23 protein-coding genes and 1 tRNA gene are annotated in these 19,501 nt (G+C 34.5%); 12 read left to right on the top strand and 12 right to left on the bottom strand.

The features are described from left to right. Positions 1–106: 106 nt before the first annotated feature. The 8 genes from EGH73_RS00155 to EGH73_RS00120 all read right to left on the bottom strand — a co-directional run bounded on the left by EGH73_RS00155 (position 107) and on the right by EGH73_RS00120 (position 4,833). A tRNA-Ile gene (locus EGH73_RS00155) sits at positions 107–180 on the bottom strand. A gap of 62 nt (positions 181–242) precedes the next feature. Then, complete coding sequence (gene mce / locus EGH73_RS00150; RefSeq protein ID WP_089770813.1) at positions 243–641, bottom strand: methylmalonyl-CoA epimerase; 399 nt, start codon at positions 639–641, stop codon at positions 243–245. Positions 642–982: 341 nt separating this feature from the next. Then, positions 983–1,744 carry a triose-phosphate isomerase gene (gene tpiA / locus EGH73_RS00145; protein ID WP_123280139.1) on the bottom strand — a complete coding sequence of 254 codons (762 nt, stop codon included), beginning with the start codon at positions 1,742–1,744 and terminating at the stop codon, positions 983–985. A gap of 7 nt (positions 1,745–1,751) precedes the next feature. After that, positions 1,752–2,102, bottom strand: coding sequence for a tellurite resistance TerB family protein (locus tag EGH73_RS00140; protein WP_089770811.1), 351 nt, complete (start codon positions 2,100–2,102; stop codon positions 1,752–1,754). A 4-nt stretch (positions 2,103–2,106) separates the two neighbouring features. Next, entirely contained in the window at positions 2,107–2,742 is a 636-nt protein-coding gene (locus EGH73_RS00135; RefSeq protein ID WP_245985338.1) for a putative polyvalent protein kinase domain-containing protein, read from the bottom strand. A 21-nt stretch (positions 2,743–2,763) separates the two neighbouring features. After that, the gene (locus EGH73_RS00130) at positions 2,764–3,837 is read right to left on the bottom strand and encodes a BT_3928 family protein (RefSeq protein ID WP_123280138.1); all 1,074 of its coding nucleotides are present in this window, start codon (positions 3,835–3,837) and stop codon (positions 2,764–2,766) included. 58 nt (positions 3,838–3,895) lie between these two features. Beyond that, positions 3,896–4,252, bottom strand: a complete 357-nt coding sequence (locus EGH73_RS00125; RefSeq protein ID WP_089770809.1) for a four helix bundle protein — start codon at positions 4,250–4,252, stop codon at positions 3,896–3,898. A gap of 23 nt (positions 4,253–4,275) precedes the next feature. Further along, entirely contained in the window at positions 4,276–4,833 is a 558-nt protein-coding gene (locus EGH73_RS00120) for a DUF1599 domain-containing protein (RefSeq protein WP_123280137.1), read from the bottom strand. Positions 4,834–4,932: 99 nt separating this feature from the next. Here EGH73_RS00120 and EGH73_RS00115 point away from each other — a divergent pair, with 99 nt between their 5' ends. The 8 genes from EGH73_RS00115 to rplI all read left to right on the top strand — a co-directional run bounded on the left by EGH73_RS00115 (position 4,933) and on the right by rplI (position 11,918). Next, positions 4,933–6,000, top strand: coding sequence for a DUF2891 domain-containing protein (locus EGH73_RS00115; protein ID WP_123280136.1), 1,068 nt, complete (start codon positions 4,933–4,935; stop codon positions 5,998–6,000). Positions 6,001–6,156: 156 nt separating this feature from the next. After that, complete coding sequence (gene folP, locus EGH73_RS00110) at positions 6,157–6,996, top strand: dihydropteroate synthase (RefSeq protein ID WP_245985335.1); 840 nt, start codon at positions 6,157–6,159, stop codon at positions 6,994–6,996. Continuing rightward, positions 6,993–8,339 carry a chloride channel protein gene (locus EGH73_RS00105; RefSeq protein WP_089770806.1) on the top strand — a complete coding sequence of 449 codons (1,347 nt, stop codon included), beginning with the start codon at positions 6,993–6,995 and terminating at the stop codon, positions 8,337–8,339. The genes folP and EGH73_RS00105 overlap by 4 nt, the downstream gene beginning before the upstream one ends. Before the next feature lie 199 nt (positions 8,340–8,538). Beyond that, on the top strand, positions 8,539–8,697 hold the full coding sequence (locus tag EGH73_RS13945) for a hypothetical protein (protein ID WP_184808038.1): 159 nt from the start codon (positions 8,539–8,541) through the stop codon (positions 8,695–8,697). Positions 8,698–8,718: 21 nt separating this feature from the next. Further along, positions 8,719–10,461: a GEVED domain-containing protein gene (locus EGH73_RS00100; protein WP_245985340.1), complete on the top strand. Its 1,743-nt coding sequence runs from the start codon at positions 8,719–8,721 to the stop codon at positions 10,459–10,461. A gap of 121 nt (positions 10,462–10,582) precedes the next feature. Beyond that, positions 10,583–10,924, top strand: coding sequence for a 30S ribosomal protein S6 (rpsF, locus tag EGH73_RS00095; RefSeq protein ID WP_123280134.1), 342 nt, complete (start codon positions 10,583–10,585; stop codon positions 10,922–10,924). A gap of 25 nt (positions 10,925–10,949) precedes the next feature. Next, complete coding sequence (gene rpsR, locus EGH73_RS00090) at positions 10,950–11,252, top strand: 30S ribosomal protein S18 (RefSeq protein ID WP_027382072.1); 303 nt, start codon at positions 10,950–10,952, stop codon at positions 11,250–11,252. Between the two features lie 165 nt (positions 11,253–11,417). Further along, positions 11,418–11,918 (top strand): 50S ribosomal protein L9, encoded by a 501-nt coding sequence (rplI, locus tag EGH73_RS00085; RefSeq protein WP_089770803.1) that lies wholly within the window; start codon positions 11,418–11,420, stop codon positions 11,916–11,918. Positions 11,919–11,983: 65 nt separating this feature from the next. Here rplI and EGH73_RS00080 read toward each other — a convergent pair whose 3' ends face one another. Next, a complete protein-coding gene (locus EGH73_RS00080; RefSeq protein ID WP_123280133.1) occupies positions 11,984–12,529 on the bottom strand; it encodes a thioredoxin family protein in 546 nt (181 codons plus the stop codon). An 87-nt stretch (positions 12,530–12,616) separates the two neighbouring features. On the opposite strand from EGH73_RS00080, the gene EGH73_RS00075 reads away from it, so the two are divergent. From EGH73_RS00075 to EGH73_RS00065, 3 genes are read left to right on the top strand one after another with little or no spacing between them, the layout of a single operon-like run. After that, positions 12,617–13,495, top strand: a complete 879-nt coding sequence (locus EGH73_RS00075; RefSeq protein ID WP_123280132.1) for a lysophospholipid acyltransferase family protein — start codon at positions 12,617–12,619, stop codon at positions 13,493–13,495. Continuing rightward, on the top strand, positions 13,495–14,469 hold the full coding sequence (locus tag EGH73_RS00070) for a glycosyltransferase family 2 protein (protein ID WP_123280131.1): 975 nt from the start codon (positions 13,495–13,497) through the stop codon (positions 14,467–14,469). Before EGH73_RS00075 ends, EGH73_RS00070 begins: the two co-directional genes overlap by 1 nt. A 6-nt stretch (positions 14,470–14,475) precedes the next feature. Beyond that, positions 14,476–15,030: a 3'-5' exonuclease gene (locus tag EGH73_RS00065; protein ID WP_123280130.1), complete on the top strand. Its 555-nt coding sequence runs from the start codon at positions 14,476–14,478 to the stop codon at positions 15,028–15,030. A 36-nt stretch (positions 15,031–15,066) separates the two neighbouring features. On the opposite strand, the gene apaG is transcribed toward EGH73_RS00065, so the two are convergent. From apaG to EGH73_RS00050, 3 genes are all read right to left on the bottom strand, one after another. Beyond that, on the bottom strand, positions 15,067–15,450 hold the full coding sequence (gene apaG / locus EGH73_RS00060) for a Co2+/Mg2+ efflux protein ApaG (RefSeq protein ID WP_123280129.1): 384 nt from the start codon (positions 15,448–15,450) through the stop codon (positions 15,067–15,069). A gap of 185 nt (positions 15,451–15,635) precedes the next feature. Next, positions 15,636–16,802 carry an iron-containing alcohol dehydrogenase gene (locus EGH73_RS00055; protein ID WP_123280128.1) on the bottom strand — a complete coding sequence of 389 codons (1,167 nt, stop codon included), beginning with the start codon at positions 16,800–16,802 and terminating at the stop codon, positions 15,636–15,638. 67 nt (positions 16,803–16,869) lie between these two features. Continuing rightward, positions 16,870–17,745 (bottom strand): AraC family transcriptional regulator, encoded by an 876-nt coding sequence (locus tag EGH73_RS00050; RefSeq protein WP_123280125.1) that lies wholly within the window; start codon positions 17,743–17,745, stop codon positions 16,870–16,872. 158 nt (positions 17,746–17,903) lie between these two features. On the opposite strand from EGH73_RS00050, the gene purB reads away from it, so the two are divergent. Then, positions 17,904–19,331 (top strand): adenylosuccinate lyase, encoded by a 1,428-nt coding sequence (purB, locus tag EGH73_RS00045; RefSeq protein ID WP_123280124.1) that lies wholly within the window; start codon positions 17,904–17,906, stop codon positions 19,329–19,331. Positions 19,332–19,501 lie beyond the last annotated feature (170 nt).

Raw genomic sequence — 19,501 nt, 5'->3', positions numbered from 1 at the left:
CAAGTTTTGAAACTAATCCCCTATTTGTTGTACTAATGTTATACTCAACAAATTATTTAAGCCAAAAAAAGCACCTACATATCTGTAAGTGCTTGATTTAAAGGAGTGGTCCCACCTGGGCTCGAACCAGGGACCACCTGATTATGAGTCAGGTGCTCTAACCAACTGAGCTATAGGACCTCAAAATTTGGTTAAATTTTGTGAGTGCAAAAATAACAAAATTTCTTTATCTTCCAAATGTTTTACGGTTTTTCTTGACACAATTCCACTAGCACACCATTGGTAGATTTCGGGTGCAGGAAGACAACTAATTTATTATCAGCGCCTTCTTTAGGTTCTTCTGAGATGAAAATAAATCCTTCCTTTTTTAGTCTCTCAATCTCATTTTGGATGTTTTCTACTCCAAATGCTATATGATGAATACCTTCACCTTTTTTTTCTAGAAATTTTGCAATGGGACTTTCAGGATTTGTAGCTTCCAAAAGCTCGATTTTGCTTTCTCCAAGTTCGTAAAAAGATGTGGTTACACCTTCCCTTTCTACAGATTCTTGTTTATAATTTGATTTACCTAAAAGTCTTGCAAACAGATTGTCTGAATCTGATAGAGATTTTACTGCGATGCCGAGATGTTCTATTTTCATTTTATGAAATCTTAAAATTTTAGAAAAGAAAAATGTATAAAGTTGAATTGTTGACAAAAACTGAATTGGATGACAGATACCCTAGCCCCGATTGACTCTCTTTTTATATTTTTCTATTTGAATCGTCGAAACTCGTTCCTCGTTTTGCAGTGGAAATCCTTTTTTGCTTGGACTTCATCTGCTTTTGGATGACAAACCTTGAGGCAAAAAAGATTGCAACGGAAAGCGGGAAACAGCTCCAAATAAAAAATACAAAATAACTGTTCGACGGAGTCAATAAGCTCCTAAAAAAATTGTCAAAGTAAAATGATATTACTTTGACAATCTATATTTTTGATTAATTAGGAATTGAATCCTTCAATAATCTTGGAAAAATCTTCAATTTTAAGTGCTGCACCGCCAATCAAACCACCATCTACGTCTGGCTGGGAAAAGATTTCTTTCGCGTTGTCTGGCTTTACACTTCCTCCGTAAAGGATAGAAACTTCCTCAGCAACTTCTTTTCCGTATTTGTCAGCAATCAGGCTTCTGATGTATGCATGAACTTCCTGTGCTTGTTCTGCAGTCGCCGTTTCGCCAGTTCCGATGGCCCAAACAGGTTCGTAAGCAATCACAACTTTTTTGATTTCCTCGGCAGAAAGAGTGAAAAGAGCTGTTTCTGTTTGGTTCTTGATAACTTCTAAATATTTTCCAGATTTTCTCTCTTCCAATTTCTCACCGTTGCAATAGATTGGTATCAAACCTTTGTCCAAAAGAGCTTTTACTTTTCTGTTGGCATGGCTGTCGGTTTCTCCGTGGAAAGTTCTTCTTTCTGAGTGCGAAACCAAACTTCCATTTGCACCAACAGAAGCTAACATATCCACAGAAATTTCGCCTGTATAAGCGCCACTTGCATACTCAGAAACGTCTTGAGAAAAAACGCCTACTTCCCCATTTTTGAAAACTTCTTTGGCAGCGGTAAGATATAAAGCTGGCGGAGCGATATAAACCTCACAGTTTGTCGTATTATTTTTTTTGTATTCTAAAAGCTGAGCCATCAGTTCCTGTGCTTCAGCATAAGTTTTGTTCATTTTCCAGTTTCCTGCAACAATGTTTTTTCTCATTATATTTTTAATTTAAATTCCAAATGTTTTTTAATAATATGTAGAATTGATGCTCCTCATCGCTCACTTCATTATCAGCTTTGATGAGGGATTTTGCAAATTGGATAAAGTCTTTTCTTTCTTTCTCGGTAGAATCTTCTTCGAAACATTTTGCGTGAAATTCGAAATGTTCTTTCCATTGATCTGCTGTTAATTGAGCAATGATTTCCAATTCGTCGTCCAAGTTCAAACGGAACGGAAATTCTTCCGCCATATATTCCTGAACTTTAAGTCCTTCTTCCGGTTTGATAATGCCGTCTACAGCGGACAAAATCATCAGTAAATGATAACCTGCAATTGGTTTATTTGATTTTCTCATTAATTTATTTATAAAAATTGTCTGTAAGATAAAAAATAGTGTCTATGAAGTAAAGAATCCCGTTATTAATCAAAACATTTTCGTCGTGCAAATCTTCGAAAATTAATCCTAATTCATCATTTTGATAATCATTATTTCTTACGTTACGAAAGTTATTGAACTCCAAAAAAGATTTTACTTGTTCTAAATCTACAGTTTCATCTGCTTTAACAAATCTTTGCTTCACAACTGCAAATATCTTTTTGTTGATAATTTTGAAGCCTAACAATTCATATTTTGTTGAATTGAAAAAATAATTATGAATCAGTAGGCTGTTAAAATAATCTTTCCAAGATGCATAAAATATAGTATCATTCAGTTTAATGATATATTTGTGATCCAATCTATAAACTTTTTGTTCTGCACCTTCTGAAATATAATTTGATTCGGAAATCTCTTCTTTATAAGTAAGATCTTCCGCCTCAATAATATTTTTTAGAAAGATTTCTTCTTCACTTTTGACAAGCTTGTTTTGTGAAGAGATTTGGATTGATTTTTCATTTCTTCTAAGGACGTCTTGGATTGTTTTGATAAGGTTTTTATCGCCAATTTGTCCATTTCCTGTAATGATATTCTGTAATTCATTTTTAATGTTTTTCATTCAACGAATTCAAATTTATGACTATTTATCCAAATAATCTTTCGCACCCAATTTCTCAACCACTTTTCCTTTTTCCAAAATTAATACAAATGGGTTGCTTCTCGCAATAGTTTTGATGGCAATTTCGTCCATTAGAAAATTTGGGATTTGTTTATAGAAATTCGGCTGAGTAGTGATTCCGTAAACTTTTGCTTTTTCTGTCAAAGCTTTAGTTTCTGTTTTTTTAACTAATTCTAAATCTGCTTCTTTTGGTTTGTAGGTAAACACTAAAACAACTTTCGGTTCCTTAAGAATTTCGTCTGTAATTGGATTTCCATTAGTGTCTTCTACTTTGAACTTCGAGATTTCTGATTCATAGCCTTTTTTCGAAATTTCAGAAGTTGTTTTTCCATCTTCAATTTGCCAAGTCGTGTCTTTCCAATATTCCTTATTGATATATTCGTCTTGGTCAACTTTTTTCACTTCGCCAGTTTTGGAATTTTTAAGTGAATAAAACGTCTTATACTCCGAAGGATTTTGTGCAATTTTTTGCTTCTCAGCTGCTAAATCAGTTCCGATAGAATATGCTCGGAAATCTATCATCGGTTCGTGCGCAATTCCTCTGTACATCACGAAAATCATTACTAAAACAAAAACGCCCAACAATGGTAATTTCCCAAATCTGACTTTTTCATCTTCTTCTCTTTTTCTGTAAAGAACCGCCAGAATCAACAATAAAACTAAAAGCGTGATATCTTTCCAGAAGGATTGCCAAGGCGTGAATTTCAGCGCATCTCCGAAACATCCGCAATCTGTTACAACATTATAATAAGCGGAATAAAATGTCAGAAAACCAAAGAAAACACAAAGTGCAATCAGTGCATAAAGTGTTTCTTTAAGCTTGATTTTCATCAATAACATAAATCCAAGAATCAATTCCAGAACAACTACAATAATTGAAAATGCTAAAGCATATTTTTCCAAAAAAGGTAAATTGAAAACCACTGGCGAAAAATATTCTTCTAATTTGAAAGAAAACCCTTTCAAATCAACAGCTTTTACAAATCCGGAAGCGATGAATATAAGTGCAACAATATAGCGTAGAACTGCTTTCATAATTTTAGAGATGGAAGTTAGAGGATGGAAGATGGATGTTGACAATACTATGCATAGATTAATCTTTTAGTTGGTTTCTGAATCCAATAATTTGATTCATTAATTGATATGATTCGTTATATAATTCTTTGAATTTTTCTTCCGAAATATAATTTCTATTTTTTGATTTATATAAACAAGTGACAACTTCTGCTAAAGAACGAATAGAAAAACCTAAAAATCTCTTAAACTCTGCCGTTGATTGTAAAATTGAGCCTTCCGAAATATTTAAAGCTATAGAGTCTACAGCTCTTCTTATTTGAGAAACTAAATTGAGCATTTCGTCTTTTGGAAAATCCTTGGAAATTAGAAATATCTTCTCTCCAAAATCCATAGACTTTTGCCAAATAATTAATTTTTCAAATTTAAAACTCATCTTTGATTATTTAACAGATTTTTTTAATCTTCCATCATCCGACCTCCAACTTCCATCTTTATTAAACAGAAAACCGCATAATTCAACATATCAAAATAGTTGGCATCCAAACCTTCGGAAACCAAAGTTTTTCCTTGATTATCTTCTATCTGTTTAGTTCTTAAAACTTTTTGATAAATCAAATCAGTAATAGACGAAATTCTCATATCTCGCCACGCTTCGCCGTAATCGTGATTTTTGCGTTCCATTAATTCTTTTGCTTTTTGCGCATAAGAATCATAAAGGCTGAGAATTTCTTCCGGATTGGCATTCAGTTCATCAGAAAAACCTTTCTCCAACTGAATCAATCCAATAATCGAGTAATTAATAATCGCAATAAACTCATCTTCTTCACTCTCATCCACCATTTTCACATCCGTCATTTGCAACGTTCTGATTCTGCTGACTTTGATGTAGATTTGGTCTGTGATAGAACTTGGACGGAGAACGCGCCAAGCGGTTCCATAATCTTTCATTTTCTTTATAAAAAGGTCTTTACAAACCTTGATAACATCGTCAAACTGAGCGGAAGTATTGTGCATAAATCTGTCTAATTGGTCAAAGATACAAATTTTGTTTGGAGTTAATTTATTGATAGTAATCAGAAAAATTATCTATTTTTATGACTCTAAAATTATTCTATGCGATTTGCCGTTTCTTTTTTTCTAGTATCTACTGTCTTCATCAATGCTCAACAGAAATTGGAACTGACAACAGAAATGGCCAGCAAACTTGCCTCGATGCCGTTGAAGTGTATCAATCAAGAGTATCCGAATAAAACTGCACACGTTATTAATAGTGAGAAAGATGCGATTTTGACTCCAAAAGAACTACATCCGAGTTTTTATGGTTGTTTTGATTGGCATAGCTCTGTCCACGGACATTGGATGCTGCTGAGATTATTGAGAACTGTTCCGTACTTGGAAAATAAAGATAAAATCATTTCTATCTTGGATGAATCTTTTTCGCCTGAAAAAATAAAAGAAGAAGCGTCTTATTTTACCAAATATCAAGTGGCGCAAAATTTCGAAAGAACTTATGGTTGGGCTTGGATTTTGAAATTGGATGAAGAATTAGCAAGATGGAATCATCCAAAAACTAAAATCTGGCATAAAGATTTAAAACCTTTGACAGATGAAATCTTGAGACTGTGGAAAGCTTATTTACCCAAACAAACTTATCCTAATAGAACCGGCGTTCACCCGAATACTGCATTTGCAATAAGTTTTGCTATCGATTGGGCAAGAGAAGTTGGAGATAAGTCATTTGAGGAAGAATTGTCTGCAAAAGCCAAGATTTTCTATTTGAATAATGTTAAAACACCAGCTTATCTGGAACCAGACGGAAGCGATTTCTTTTCGCCAAGTTTAGAAATTGCAGAATTGATGAGCAGAATTTTGCCTCAGAAAGATTTTGAAAAATGGCTGAATCTGTTTTACGAAAAAAGAAGCTTGGAAAACATTGAACAAATACCTATAATAAGTGATGTTAATGACTATCAAACTGTTCATCTTGTGGGATTGTCATTTTCGAAAGCTTGGGCTATGAAAAATATTATCACTGCTTTACCAGAAAAAAATCCAATTAGAAAGCAATTTGAGATTTCAAGGGAAAAATTCATTGAAAACTCATTACCAATTATTTTTCAAGGTAATTATGGCGGCGATCATTGGTTAGCCAGTTTTGCAGTTTATGCAATAACGAATTAAAAATCTAATAAATTTTAAAACCACATAGGCAAATAGAAATTTATAGATATACAATTAAAAAAGACAAAGTAGAATTAAGCTATTTTTTCTTAGATTCAAATAATACCTATGTGTCTATGTGGTTTAAACAAACTATTTAATATTTCAAATTTTAAAATGGAATTTTCTATTACCAATTCTAATCAATCAAAGTTTTTTTCAATCAATTGTAACGGCAGATTGATTGATTTGTCAAAAGCAAAATTAATGGGAATCTTGAATCTGACTCCGGATTCTTTTTCTGATGGAGGAAAATACAATAATGAAAAATCAGCCTTGCATCAAGCTGAAAATTTATTGAAAAATGGCGCAACAATTATTGACATTGGCGCACAGTCAACCCGTCCAAATGCTGAATATTTGAAAGCTGATGAAGAAATCAGAAGAATTGGAAATGTCATTTCATTAATCAAAAAAGAATTTCCGGAAAGTTTGATTTCACTGGATACATTTTATTTAGATGTTGTAAAGTTTGGTTATGATGAAGGAATTGATATTGTGAATGATATTTCTGCAGGACAGTTTGATTCTGAACTTTTGGACAATGTTGCAATGACAGGTTTGCCTTATATATTGATGCACATCAATGCGACTTATGATTCGATGCACGATAAAATTGAATTTGATGATATTATCCTTTCTATCAATCGATTTTTCTCGGAAAAAGTAAATGTTTTAAGACAAAAAGGAATTAAAGATATTATTCTCGATCCTGGATTTGGCTTCGGAAAAACAGTTGAAGACCAATATAAAATGATTGAGGATTTTGAGTATATCGGATTTGGAAAATTTCCGATTCTTGCTGGAATTTCAAAAAAATCTTTTATATACAAACCGCTCGGAAAACAACCAAATGAGGTTGAAAAAGAAACATTAAACTTACATGAAAAGTTGTTACAAAAAGGAGCAAATATCATAAGACTTCACAATCCTGAAACTTTGAAATCATCACTATGAAGAAATTATTTCGATACATCAGAAAAATACTGAAGAATTCTTTTGACAACATCCGAAATGAGCATCTGAAACAGAATCTTTTGCAGGCTATTCCTTTTTGGATTGGTTCCGTGATTACAGGTTTGATTGCTGTTTTATATGCTCAGCTGTTTGCTTTTGGCGAACATATTCTAAATAAAATTTTAAGTTGGCATCTTTGGATGATTTTTATAGTTGCACCTCTGGGATTTGTACTTTCTTGGTGGCTCGTAAAAAAATATGCGCCATTTGCAAGAGGAAGTGGGATTCCGCAGGTGATGGCGGCTGTAGAACTTGCTAATCCAAGAGATAATCATCATATACAGAAGCTGTTAAGTTTTAGGATTCTATTCATAAAAATAATTTCCAGTTTCGTTTTGGTAACATCAGGTGGAGCCATTGGGCGTGAAGGGCCAACCATCCAGATTGCAGGTTCGGTTTTTCGCAAAGTCTATGAATATCTTCCAAGCTGGTGGCCGAAAATTTCTAAGAAAAATATGATACTAACAGGCGCTGCTGCTGGGCTTTCTGCAGCTTTCAATACACCATTGGGCGGAATTGTTTTTGCGGTTGAGGAATTATCCAAAACGCATATCAACTATTTTAAGACGGCACTTTTTACAGCGGTCATCATTGCTGGACTTACGGCGCAAACGTTGGCGGGCTCTTATCTCTACTTAGGATATCCAAAAACACAAGGTGTGACTTTGTGGATTATGTTTCCGATTATTTTTGTGTCAGGAATTGCAGGTATTCTTAGCAGTCAGCTTTCTGTGGCGATGTTGAAGATTAGTCGGCTTAAGAAAAAACTAAAAACAGATTTTAGCAATATCATATTTTTATTGATTTGTGGACTTATTGTCGCGACGATTGCGTATTTTATCAACAGGGATATTTTAGGTTCCGGAAAGGATATTATAGAAAGGGTGCTTTTTACTGATAATAAAACAGAAGCCTGGTATGTACCTGTTCTCAGAATGCTTGGTCCGGCGCTCGCTTTTACGTCTGGTGGCGCTGGAGGGATATTTGCTCCTGCGCTTTCCACAGGTGCTTCTATAGGAAGTGTTTTTGCTAATCTGATGAATCTATCAGATAATGAAACGAATGTGCTGATTCTTGCAGGTATGGTGGCTTTTCTTACAGGAATCACGCGTGCGCCTTTTACTTCAGCTATTTTGGTTTTGGAAATGACGGACAGACATTCACTTATTTTTCATTTGATGCTGGCAGGAATGATGTCTTCTATATTTTCGGTTTTGGTAAGCCGACATTCCTTATATGAAGAATTGAAAGTAAATTTCTTGAAGGAAATAAGAAAAAATTAGGTATAAATATTTTTTGATCGAATTTTCGCATTACTTCTTATACTTATTACAGTTTGTGTGTAGATTGTTTTAGATAACTAATAGGTTTTTTTTAATCATTACAGGTATTTGCTTTATAATTGTTAAATTTTGATGAGATAATTTGTTTATTTCAGAATTATTTTGCTAAATTTGAGAGAATTTAAAAATAAATTATCTTATGAAAAAAATTCTATTTTCGTTATGTACAGCAGGAATATTATTTTCTGCAAATACATTAAAGGCACAAACTGTTATATTTGAAGACAGTTTTGAAACCTACACAGATTTTGCGATTGCCAACGTAGGAAACTGGACACTTACGGATGTAGACCTGTAAACAACTTATGGTTTTGAAGGCATATCTTTTCCGAACACAGGGGTTGCCAAGTCATTTCAGGTTTTTAATTCCACTACCACATCGCCGGCGATGACACCGACAAACACCTCCGACTGGACGGCAAAATCTGGTAATAAGATAATGGTGGCATTTGCTGCAACATCAGCGCCTTGGAACAATGATTGGCTTATCTCTCCTCAGATACAGCTAACTGCTGGATTAGGTGCGACATTAAGTTTTTGGGCTAAAGGTTGTGATGCACAATATGGTGCGGAAAAGTTTAAGGTTTTAGTCTCCACTACAGGGACGGCAGTTGCTAACTTTACTGCAATTTCACCTGTTGTTACAACTCCTTCTGATGCAACTTGGCACGAATATACTTATAACTTAAATGCCTATTCAGGTCAGAAGGTTTATATTGCTATTCAGTGTACTTCTGAAGATCAGTTCGGTTTTGCTGTAGATGATTTTAAAGTGGTAACAACACCTCCTGCAACTACAGCGCCAGGTTGTACTACCCTTAGTACACCGGCTAATTCAGCGACAGGAATTTCTATAACCCCGACACTGACTTGGGCTGCTGCTACAAATGCTGACTCTTATGATGTATATCTGGACACCAATACAGATCCTACAACATTAGTAGGCTATGCACCAAGTACAAGTTATACATTGACAACTAGTTTAGCAAAAAATACAAAGTATTATTGGAAAGTTGTACCTAAAAACAGTGTAGGCTCTGCTTCTGGATGTACTGTTTACAGTTTTACAACACTTACAGTACCAAACTGTGCAACAGTAACAGCTCCTGCAAACGGTGCTACTAATGTGGCATACCAATCATTGCCTATCACGTGGACTGCGCCTTCAGGTACTTCAGCTGCTTCGTCTTATGAAGTTTATCTTGATAAGAATACAAACCCTACAACACTTGTAAATACAGTTACAACAACTACTTATACAGCAACTAATCTTGATCCGTCAAGTACTTACTATTTGAAAGTAATTGCCAAGAACGCAGCTGGCTCCGCAACAGGTTGTACAGTTTATTCATTTACCACAATGGCGCCAACCTATTGTACTGCAGGTGCAACATCTACAAGCTTTGAGAAGATCTCTAATGTTACATTTGCTAACATCAACAAGAATTCTACAGCTACTGCCGGATATGAAGATTTTACTTCGACCATTGGAAATGTAAACGCAGGACAAACGTATAGCTTTACTGCAAGTTTCACAGGTACATCTTATGATAAAGATCACGTTTTAGTATGGATTGACTTTAATAATGATAAGGATTTTAATGATGCTGGCGAGCAGGTATTGGTTACAGCTACTAAAAAGTCACCTTGGACGGGAAGTATTACAATTCCAGCGGGAGCTACTGCTACTACCACTCGTATGAGAGTTAGATTGAATGACTCAGGTTCTTCAACGTCAAACATCACACCTTGCGGAACATCTACATTTGGACAAGTTGAAGATTATACATTAAATATTGCTTCACTTGCTGTTTCAGATGTTAATAAAGCAGATAACATAAAGGCTTATCCAAACCCAGTGAAAGATATTCTTAAGCTTGAGGCTGCTGGAAATATCAAGTCTGTAAAAGTATTTGATACCACAGGAAAACAAATTATGACAAAAGAACTGAATGAAGCTAAATCTCAAATTGATCTAAGCAAATTAGGAACTGGAGTATACGTTGTAACTACCACTTTGGCTGACGGTACTACTACTTCTACCAAAGTCATCAAAGAATAATTATTAATTAAAAATAATCTTAATCCCGCTAATTGGCGGGATTTTTTATGAAAAATATTTGTAGTTCAGAAAAAAGTTGTACTTTTGCAACTCGAATTTTTAATTAAAATTAATTAACATTATGAACAATTACGAAACTGTTTTCATTTTAACTCCCGTTCTATCTGATGCTCAGGTGGAGGAAGCAGTGAAAAAATTTGAAGATCTATTGACTTCAAACAATTGCGAAATCGTTGCCAAAGAAAATTGGGGACTTAAAAAATTGGCTTATCCTATCCAATTGAAAAAGAATGGTTTTTATACCTTGATCGAATTCAAAGGAGAAGGAACTGTAGTTGCTGATCTAGAAACTGCTTACAAACGTGATGAGAGAGTAATCCGTTACCTAACGACTAAACTTGACAAGCACGCTGTAGATTATGCAGTAACAAGAAGAAGCAAACTAAAATCTGCTAAAGCTTAATTATTAACCTTTAAAATTTAAAACAATGGCAATAGATGATATGGCAAAACAAGCCTCTGCTGGAGGTGAATCAGAAGTAAAATTTCTTACTCCACTTGATATCAACACTAAATCTGAAAAGAAATACTGTAGATTCAAAAAATTCGGAATCAAGCACGTAGATTATAAAGATGCTGACTTCCTTCTTCAGTTTGTAAACGAACAAGGTAAAATCTTACCAAGAAGATATACAGGAACTTCTCTTAAATATCAAAGAAAAGTATCTGCTGCTATCAAAAGAGCAAGACATTTAGCTCTTATGCCTTATGTAGCGGATCTTTTGAAATAAGAACAAAAAAAATAATAAAAGAAGTAGGTTCGCCTGCTTCTTTTGTTGCTGAATAATAATTTAATTCTAACTGTTTTAGATATTAGATATTGGATCTCAGATATTAGACTTTCTAACTTCTTATTTCTAACCTCTAACTTCTAGAATCTAAACAAGACAACAACAATGGAAATTATCCTAAAAAAAGATGTAGAGAACTTAGGACTTGAGTTTGATACTGTAAACGTAAAACCGGGTTATGCAAGAAACTTTTTGATTCCTCAAGGTTTTGCACTATTGGCAACTCCAAAGAACAAAGCTCAATTGGAAGCTACTTTGGAATCCAGAAAAGAAGAAGAAGCTAAATTGGTGGCTGCCGCAAATGGTGTAGTAGATCAATTAAAGAAAACTTCTATCACTATTCCTGCAAAAGTTGGTGCTGGTGATAAATTGTTTGGTTCTATCAATAATGCTGACCTAGCTGCTGCTTTAGCAAAAGCTGGTGTAGTAGTTGATAAAAAATACATCAAAATCCCTGGTAACACTATTAAAAGAACAGGTAAATTCTCTGCACTTGTTAGACTTCACAGAAATGTTGAGTACAACTATGAGTTTGATATCGTTTCTGATGCTCCGGTTGAAGCTCCTGCTAAAAAAGAGGATGCTCCTAAAACTGATGAAGCTTAAGATAACAAGATACTTCATAAGAAAAAACCACTTCAATCGAAGTGGTTTTTTTTGTGTCAACTATTTTATTTTTTGGGCGTCCAGGCTGTAAAGAAATCTTTTACTTTTTCCAGACTATAGCCAGTTCCATCTTCCAGAACTCCGCTGTCTTGAGTATGAATTTGATTGCCATTTTCATCGAGAACTATAAAAACTGGATAACCGAATTGATCTCCAGGATTACCATAAGTAGCAAAGATTTTTTCGTTTTTATTTTCTGGTGACCAGTTCAGATGATAATACACATAGTTATCATCAACGATTTTCTTCAGCTCCGGTGTTTTCTGAACGTAATCATTGAATCTTAAACACCATATACACCAATTACCGCCTGCTTGGATCATCACATTTTTATGTTCTTTCTTAGCTTGATTTATAGCTTTCTTTATATCCAAAGCGGCATTGGCTTCTGGATGATATGGCTTTGGCAATTTTGCTTTTTCTTCTGCAGCAGCTTTTTTCTTAGCCCCAATTTGCTCTTTAGACAAACTGTTTACCGAGGATTGCGAACTGTAAAAAGACAATGTCAATAAGCTAGAAACTAAAACCAATTTATGAACTGTTTTTTTCATATTATCTTAAAAGTTGATTGTATTTAACCCCGAAGATCAACAAAAATCTAGCCATTTTTCAGTATATTTGCCAATATTCATTATACATTGAATCAATTCCTATTTAGCATATTATTATTGATTTCCAGATTTTCTTTAAAAGTATTATATTTCTTTTCGGATATAATGTTTTTATTGAATTATTACGTTATCGGATATAGAAAAGATGTTGTATTGGAAAATCTGAGAAATGCTTTTCCTGAAAAATCAGATAAGGAAATAAAAAATATTTCTAAACTTTTCTTCTCTAATTTCTGTGATTATCTAGCTGAAATGCTTAAAGCCTTCACAATTTCCAGGACAGAATCCAGAGTCAGGATGCAGCATTTGAATCAGCAACTATTCCACGATGCAAAAGCTGAAGGAAAAAATATAATTTTATTATCCGGACACGTTTTTAACTGGGAATGGTTTAATGCCTTGGCAACTATCATTCCTCAGAAAAACTGTCATCCTGTTTACAGAAAAATTAACAGTACATTCTGGGAGCAAAAAATAAAAATGGTTCGCAACAGGTTTAATAATAAATCTTTGGAAGCCAATGAAGTAATAAAACATATTTTTCGAACTCCAAATGATGGAGATTCTGTTTATATGTTTGTCGCAGATCAAACACCACATTCCTCGCACGTCAATTACGGTTTAAAATTTCTAAATCAGAAAACGCCAGCGTTCATTGGGTATGATAAACTTTCTACGAGGATGGATATGGTATTTATATACTGTGAGATGAAAAAAGTGAAAAGAGGATATTATCAGGTCAATTATCATAGAATTTATCCGGATGGTGAACGGTTTGTAGAATATGAGGTAGTGAGAAAGTTTCATAAATTGCTTGAAAATACCATTAGAAAAAGACCCGATAACTGGCTGTGGTCACACAGAAGGTGGAAATATAAGGATGCAATTAAAAAATATGATGAATAATGACTATTGCGATTGCTATACTTAACTGGAACGGTAAAACTTGGTTGGAAAAATTTCTTCCGTCGGTGATTAGACATTCTTCCGGAGCAGAAATCTTTGTAATTGATAACGCATCCACAGACGATTCTATTGTTTTTTTAAAAGACAATTTTCCTGAGGTAAACATTATTCAGAATAAAATGAATTCTGGGTTTGCAGCTGGTTATAATGAAGGTTTGAAGTTGATTCGGGCTGATATTTATTGCTTGCTGAATTCTGATGTAGAGGTTACAGAAAAATGGCTCTCTCCTATTATTGCACTATTCTCAAAAGACAATAATATTGCGGCAATCCAACCAAAAATACTGGATTATAATCAAAAGCAGAAATTTGAGTTTGCTGGTGCTGCTGGTGGTTTGATAGACAATTTAGGTTATCCTTATTGTCGAGGAAGAGTTTTTGATGACATAGAATTTGATAATGGTCAATATGACGATGAAACTGAAATTTTCTGGGCTTCTGGTTGTTCGTTATTCATCCGCTCAGCAGATTTTTGGGATATGAATGGCTTTGATGAAAGATTCTTTGCGCACCAAGAAGAAATAGACCTTTGCTGGAGACTGAAAAACGCTGGAAGAAAAATCTATTATACTGGAAAATCCAAAGTTTATCACGTTGGTGGTGGAACATTGAACAAACAAAATCCACAAAAAACTTTTCTCAATTTCAGAAATAATCTGACTATGTTGTTGAAGAATTTACCTGCTTCAAAAGTATTTTTTATTTTATTTTTTAGGTTGAATTTAGACGCTTATGCTGCTGTTTATTTAGCCTATAAAAATGGTTGGAGACATTTTTGGGCAATTTTAAAATCACACGTTGGATTTTATTGGCATTTACCCAAATCAATACAATTGAGACAAAAAAGTCAAATAGATCCTTATTATCAAACAAAATGGTTGATTTTTAAACATTTTTCCGGATCAAAAAATTAGCATTTTATGGATTTTATAGCGCTCGATTTTGAAACGGCCACGCACGAAAGAAACTCTGCTTGCGAATTGGGAATTTGCATTGTAGAAAATGGGAAGATCAAGGAAACTAAATCCTGGTTGATAAAACCACCGTCGTATCCTTATTTTAATCATCATAATATAGCGGTTCACGGTATTACACCAGAAGATGTGCAATACGCTCCCACTTTTGGTGATGTATGGTATGAGATTGAAAAATTAATGTATGGAAATCTTATGATTGCGCATAATGCCTCTTTTGATGCCAGTGTTTTAAGAAGTTGTTTGGATCATTATGGTTTCTTTAAACCGAATATGAATTATCTGTGCAGTATTGGAGTTGCTAAAAAAGCATGGAAAGATTTGAAAAGTTATGGCTTAAAAAATTTAGCTGAGTATCATCAGATCAAATTCAACCATCACCGTGCAGATGCAGATGCCGAAGTTTGCGCAAAAATTTCTTTGTTGAGTTTTGAAAGACTGATGGTTACAAATAATGAGGAAGTAAATTCTGTCTTTGGAAAACGTTTTAAAATACTTTAACGCCCGAAATAATATAAATTATAGTTCCAATTGTAATCAATTACTCAAAACTTCTGAAACTAAGTTGAATTTCGGAATTTCAACATATAAGTCGGGCTTTCCAAAACTTTCAAATAGATAGGAGCCTTCCATATTTCCGACGCCAGATTTAAGAATCACATTGGAGAAATAGCTGAAACTTTCTCCTGACTCAAGTATTGGAGTCAAACCAATTACACCAGCACCTTCAACCTCAGTAAACCCAAAACCAAGGTCGTAAATCATCCATCTTCTGCTAAGAAGCTTCACTGTGTCTGCTCCAAGATTCTGAATTTCAATATGATATCTAAATACAAAACGGTTTTCAGAAGGATAACTATTAAAGTTGTCATATTCTGCAGTAACGCTGACTTTTATTTCTGAGGTAATTTTTGACACCATTTTATACGAATTTAAGGGTAAAATGCAAATATCTAGCCGAATATTGGATCAAATAATGATATTTAAGTTAAATCAAGCTCCATATCAAATAATAAATTGAAAATAGAAAAAACAGGAAATCAAATTGACTTCCTGTTTCTATTTTAATCCGAGTTAATGTAAACCATTAATACATTTTTACAGTTTTATCTTGCTACAACTTCCTCGGCGTAAACAAGACCTTCATAACAAGCATTGTAAATAGCCTTCAACTCATCCAAAGTCGGAACTCTTGGGTTGAAACCTGTACAAGGATCTACCAAAGCATTGTTGGCGATGTAATCAAGATTCTTATCCCAATCTTCTCTCGAAATTCCGAATTCTTTGATTGCTGCTTGATTGTTAACTTCAGAACGTAAAGTTTCAATTGCCTGAGCCAAATCTTCAGCAGTTTCTTTACCAATTACTCTTGCTAAATCAGGAAAACGGTTTGTTGCTTGAGCGTTATAACGAATCACATTTGGAAGGAAAATCGCATTAGAAGCTCCGTGAGGAATTCCGTACAAAGCCCCAACCTGATGAGATAAGGAGTGAACGATTCCCAACCAAGCATTGTTGAACGCCAAACCTGCCATAAATGATGCATCGTGCATATTCTGACGGGCTACAATATTGTTCGGATTTTCTACCGCTTCTTTCAAGTTATCAAAAACAATCTCCAATCCACCTTTAGAAAGAGCATCTGCAATATTGTTATCGATATTAGAAACGTAAGCTTCCACACAGTGCGTCAAAGCATCAAGACCAGTATTTGATGTAACGTGAGCTGGCATTGAAGCACAGATTTCACCGTCAACAATTGCGATATCCGGGGTCAATTCGTAAGAAACGATAGGGTATTTTACGCCTTTTTCTCTGTCAGTAATTACTGCAAGACCAGTAGTTTCAGTTCCTGTTCCGCTTGTAGAAGGGATTGCGATAAATTTTGCTTTGTTTCTTAAAACCGGAACCGTGAATGGCTTGGTCATCGCATCGAAATCTGCATCAGGATATTCATAGAAAACCCACATAATTTTTGCAGCATCAATTGCTGAACAACCTCCCAAACCGATAATCCAGTCTGGTTGGAAATTTTGCATCAATTCAGCTCCTCTTGCACAAGTTGCAGATGAAGGATCTTCTTCCACACCATCGAAGATCTTAGTTTCGATTCCAGCTTCAGTAAGGTAAGCAAGCGCTTTATCCAACGTTCCGCTCTTTCTCATCGAGCTTCCGCCAGTTACGATTACCGCTTTTGTGCCTTTGATATTTGCTAATTCAGAAAGAGTTCCAGCTCCGTGGAAAACCTCTCCTGCAATAAATAATTTGCTCATTTTTTATATGAAATTTTAATGAGACAAAAGTAGACCAACCAAAACGAGCGTTGTTATACAAACAAGACTATGCGTTATACATTTGCGCCAGTTCTTGCTGAAGTTCGGTTGGCGTTTCTTTCAATTTTGCTTTTACAAATTTGTTTAAGGCAGAAGGTGAATTAAATCCTAAATCGAAAGCAATTTCTTTATGAGAAAGGTCGGAAAACATTAACTGACGCTTTATTTCAATTAAAATTCTATTATGAATCGCTTGAATCGCCGTTTCTCCGCAATGTTTTTTAGTAATTGAATTTAATTTTTTAGGAGTAATAGCTAGTTCTTCGGCATAATACTGAACGGTTCTATATTGTTTGTAATGTTCATTCAATAATTTTTTAAACCGAACATAAATGGGTTTGTCGACTGTTTCTTTATGTAAAATTGGATGCAAACCGTGAACGGATTCTATCAAACCTAACAAAAATATTTTAATCTGAAATCTCGCCTGTTCTTTTTTTATCAAGCTTGGATGTTCATAAATTCCTTTAATAATTCTGATCGCATTTACACTTTGTTCAAAATCTTCGGCAGATAAAATGGTACAATTTAGTTGAGTGGAAAGATTGACATTATACGTACTCAGTTCGTTTTTCAAAATATCGGAACAGAACAAAATTTCTTCAAAAAGGATAATCTTACCTTTTAAATCTGTACTTAAATCTGAAGTAAAATGAACCTGCTCTGGAAATACGACGGAAATTTGTCCGGTTTTTAAAGAATGAATTTTATCTTCAATATGGAGTTGTAATGTTCCTTTTTCAATCACAAGAATAAAAAAATGGTCTTTTTTATGAGGCTTTAGATATGGGCTTAAATTCTCTTCACTTAATTCAAAAACGCGGAAAGAAAGATGCTTATCTTCTAATTTTTGAATATTTTTTTTGATTTCCAATTTCTTCATAATTCCATCTTAATAGCGGGTTGCAAAGTTATAGTTTTATTGATTAATTAAGGATAATTGTGTTTCTAAAAAATTACATCGAGGGAACTTTTTATGATTTTAAATTCTCAATGAAAATTCCTATTTTTGTGTAATCTAAAAAAAGTAAAAAGAAAGAAATGAATTCCTACAGAAATCCATTGGAAGAGCGCTATTCCAGTGAAGAAATGTTGTTTAATTTTTCGCATAACAACAAGTTCCAGAACTGGAGAAAGCTTTGGATTGCCCTTGCTGAAATCGAAAAAGACCTTGGACTTGACATCACAGACGAGCAAATCGCTGAATTGAAAGCCAATGCAGAAAACATTGATTATGATGCGGCTGCAGCTTACGAGAAAAAATTTCGTCACGATGTGATGGCTCACGTTCACGCTTATGGAGATGTAGCGCCTTCTGCAAAAGGAATTATTCACTTGGGAGCCACTTCGGCATTTGTAGGAGATAATACCGATTTAATTCAAATCCGTGACGGACTTTTAATTTTAAAGAAAAAGTTGGTGAGCGTGATGAAAAATCTTTCTGATTTTGCAATTCAATACAAAGATTTACCGACTTTAGGATTCACACACTTCCAACCGGCTCAGTTAACGACTGTTGGGAAAAGAGCAACGCTTTGGTTACAAAGCTTAGTTCTTGACATCGAAGAATTAGATTTCTTCTTAGAAACATTGAGATTCAGAGGTGTAAAAGGAACTACCGGAACTGCTGCAAGTTTCCTTGAGCTTTTCAACGGTGATTATTCTAAAGTTAAACATTTAGATAAAGAATTGTCAAAAAGATTCGGTTTCGAAAAGGTTTTCGGAGTTTCCGGACAGACTTACGACAGAAAAATTGACGCAAAAGTGGTGGCTTTATTAGGAAATATCGCTCAATCTGCACATAAATTCACCAACGACTTACGTTTACTTCAAAACCTCAAGGAAATTGAAGAACCATTCGAGAAAAACCAAATCGGTTCATCCGCAATGGCTTACAAGCGTAATCCAATGAGAAGCGAAAGAATCGGAGCACTGGCAAAATATGTAATGTCTTTAACGACAAGTTCTGCAATGGTAGCTTCTACACAATGGTTTGAAAGAACATTGGACGATTCTGCAAACAAGAGATTAACCATTCCACAAGCTTTCTTAGCTGTTGATGCAATTCTATTGATTTGGAATAACATTATGAACGGAATTGTGGTTTATCCGAACAGAATCAACAAACATATTATGGAAGAATTGCCGTTTATGGCAACAGAATACATCATTATGGAGGAAGTGAAAGCTGGTGGCGACCGTCAGGAAATCCACGAAGTAATCAGAGTTCATTCTATGGAAGCGTCTAAAAAGGTAAAAGAAGAAGGTAAAGAAAATGACCTTATCGATAGAATTTTAAATGATAATTCTTTAAAATTAGATAAATCAAAATTAAAAGAGGTTCTTGATCCTAAAAACTTCATCGGTTTTGCGCCAATACAGACGGAGGAATTCATTGCGAATGAAGTTCAGCCGATTATCGATGCAAATCAGGATTTGATTGGTCTAGAAGCTGATCTTAAAGTATAAATTAATTTGCAGTCTTTTGGGCTGCATATTTTGAGATAGCAGTCCTACGGACTGTCCTTTCTCTTTCAGATTGGCTTTCTAACAGATAATATGATTCCTAACGGAATCAGCCTTACTAAATAATATAAAAGAAACATTCCATAGGAATGTTATCTGTGTAGTAGTAGTAG

It is taken from the genome of Epilithonimonas hominis, assembly GCF_003730015.1.
GTDB classification, from domain to species: Bacteria; Bacteroidota; Bacteroidia; order Flavobacteriales; family Weeksellaceae; genus Epilithonimonas; species Epilithonimonas hominis.
The sequence above is the reverse complement of the archived record's forward strand: the minus strand, read 5'-3'. Positions and strand labels throughout refer to the sequence as shown.

What these genes read in the sequence shown, in the direction of transcription:
- EGH73_RS00065 (WP_123280130.1), top strand. Translation starts at nt 14,476, where the DNA reads ATGGATTTTATAGCGCTCGATTTTGAAACGGCCACGCACGAAAGAAAC.
- EGH73_RS00115 (WP_123280136.1), top strand. Translation starts at nt 4,933, where the DNA reads ATGCGATTTGCCGTTTCTTTTTTTCTAGTATCTACTGTCTTCATCAAT.
- rpsR (WP_027382072.1), top strand. Translation starts at nt 10,950, where the DNA reads ATGGCAATAGATGATATGGCAAAACAAGCCTCTGCTGGAGGTGAATCA.
- EGH73_RS00140 (WP_089770811.1), bottom strand. Translation starts at nt 2,102, where the DNA reads ATGAGAAAATCAAATAAACCAATTGCAGGTTATCATTTACTGATGATT.
- EGH73_RS00070 (WP_123280131.1), top strand. Translation starts at nt 13,495, where the DNA reads ATGACTATTGCGATTGCTATACTTAACTGGAACGGTAAAACTTGGTTG.
- rpsF (WP_123280134.1), top strand. Translation starts at nt 10,583, where the DNA reads ATGAACAATTACGAAACTGTTTTCATTTTAACTCCCGTTCTATCTGAT.
- purB (WP_123280124.1), top strand. Translation starts at nt 17,904, where the DNA reads ATGAATTCCTACAGAAATCCATTGGAAGAGCGCTATTCCAGTGAAGAA.
- rplI (WP_089770803.1), top strand. Translation starts at nt 11,418, where the DNA reads ATGGAAATTATCCTAAAAAAAGATGTAGAGAACTTAGGACTTGAGTTT.
- EGH73_RS00080 (WP_123280133.1), bottom strand. Translation starts at nt 12,529, where the DNA reads ATGAAAAAAACAGTTCATAAATTGGTTTTAGTTTCTAGCTTATTGACA.
- EGH73_RS00050 (WP_123280125.1), bottom strand. Translation starts at nt 17,745, where the DNA reads ATGAAGAAATTGGAAATCAAAAAAAATATTCAAAAATTAGAAGATAAG.
- apaG (WP_123280129.1), bottom strand. Translation starts at nt 15,450, where the DNA reads ATGGTGTCAAAAATTACCTCAGAAATAAAAGTCAGCGTTACTGCAGAA.
- EGH73_RS13945 (WP_184808038.1), top strand. Translation starts at nt 8,539, where the DNA reads ATGAAAAAAATTCTATTTTCGTTATGTACAGCAGGAATATTATTTTCT.
- EGH73_RS00130 (WP_123280138.1), bottom strand. Translation starts at nt 3,837, where the DNA reads ATGAAAGCAGTTCTACGCTATATTGTTGCACTTATATTCATCGCTTCC.
- folP (WP_245985335.1), top strand. Translation starts at nt 6,157, where the DNA reads ATGGAATTTTCTATTACCAATTCTAATCAATCAAAGTTTTTTTCAATC.
- EGH73_RS00105 (WP_089770806.1), top strand. Translation starts at nt 6,993, where the DNA reads ATGAAGAAATTATTTCGATACATCAGAAAAATACTGAAGAATTCTTTT.
- mce (WP_089770813.1), bottom strand. Translation starts at nt 641, where the DNA reads ATGAAAATAGAACATCTCGGCATCGCAGTAAAATCTCTATCAGATTCA.
- EGH73_RS00125 (WP_089770809.1), bottom strand. Translation starts at nt 4,252, where the DNA reads ATGAGTTTTAAATTTGAAAAATTAATTATTTGGCAAAAGTCTATGGAT.
- tpiA (WP_123280139.1), bottom strand. Translation starts at nt 1,744, where the DNA reads ATGAGAAAAAACATTGTTGCAGGAAACTGGAAAATGAACAAAACTTAT.
- EGH73_RS00135 (WP_245985338.1), bottom strand. Translation starts at nt 2,742, where the DNA reads ATGAAAAACATTAAAAATGAATTACAGAATATCATTACAGGAAATGGA.
- EGH73_RS00120 (WP_123280137.1), bottom strand. Translation starts at nt 4,833, where the DNA reads ATGCACAATACTTCCGCTCAGTTTGACGATGTTATCAAGGTTTGTAAA.
- EGH73_RS00055 (WP_123280128.1), bottom strand. Translation starts at nt 16,802, where the DNA reads ATGAGCAAATTATTTATTGCAGGAGAGGTTTTCCACGGAGCTGGAACT.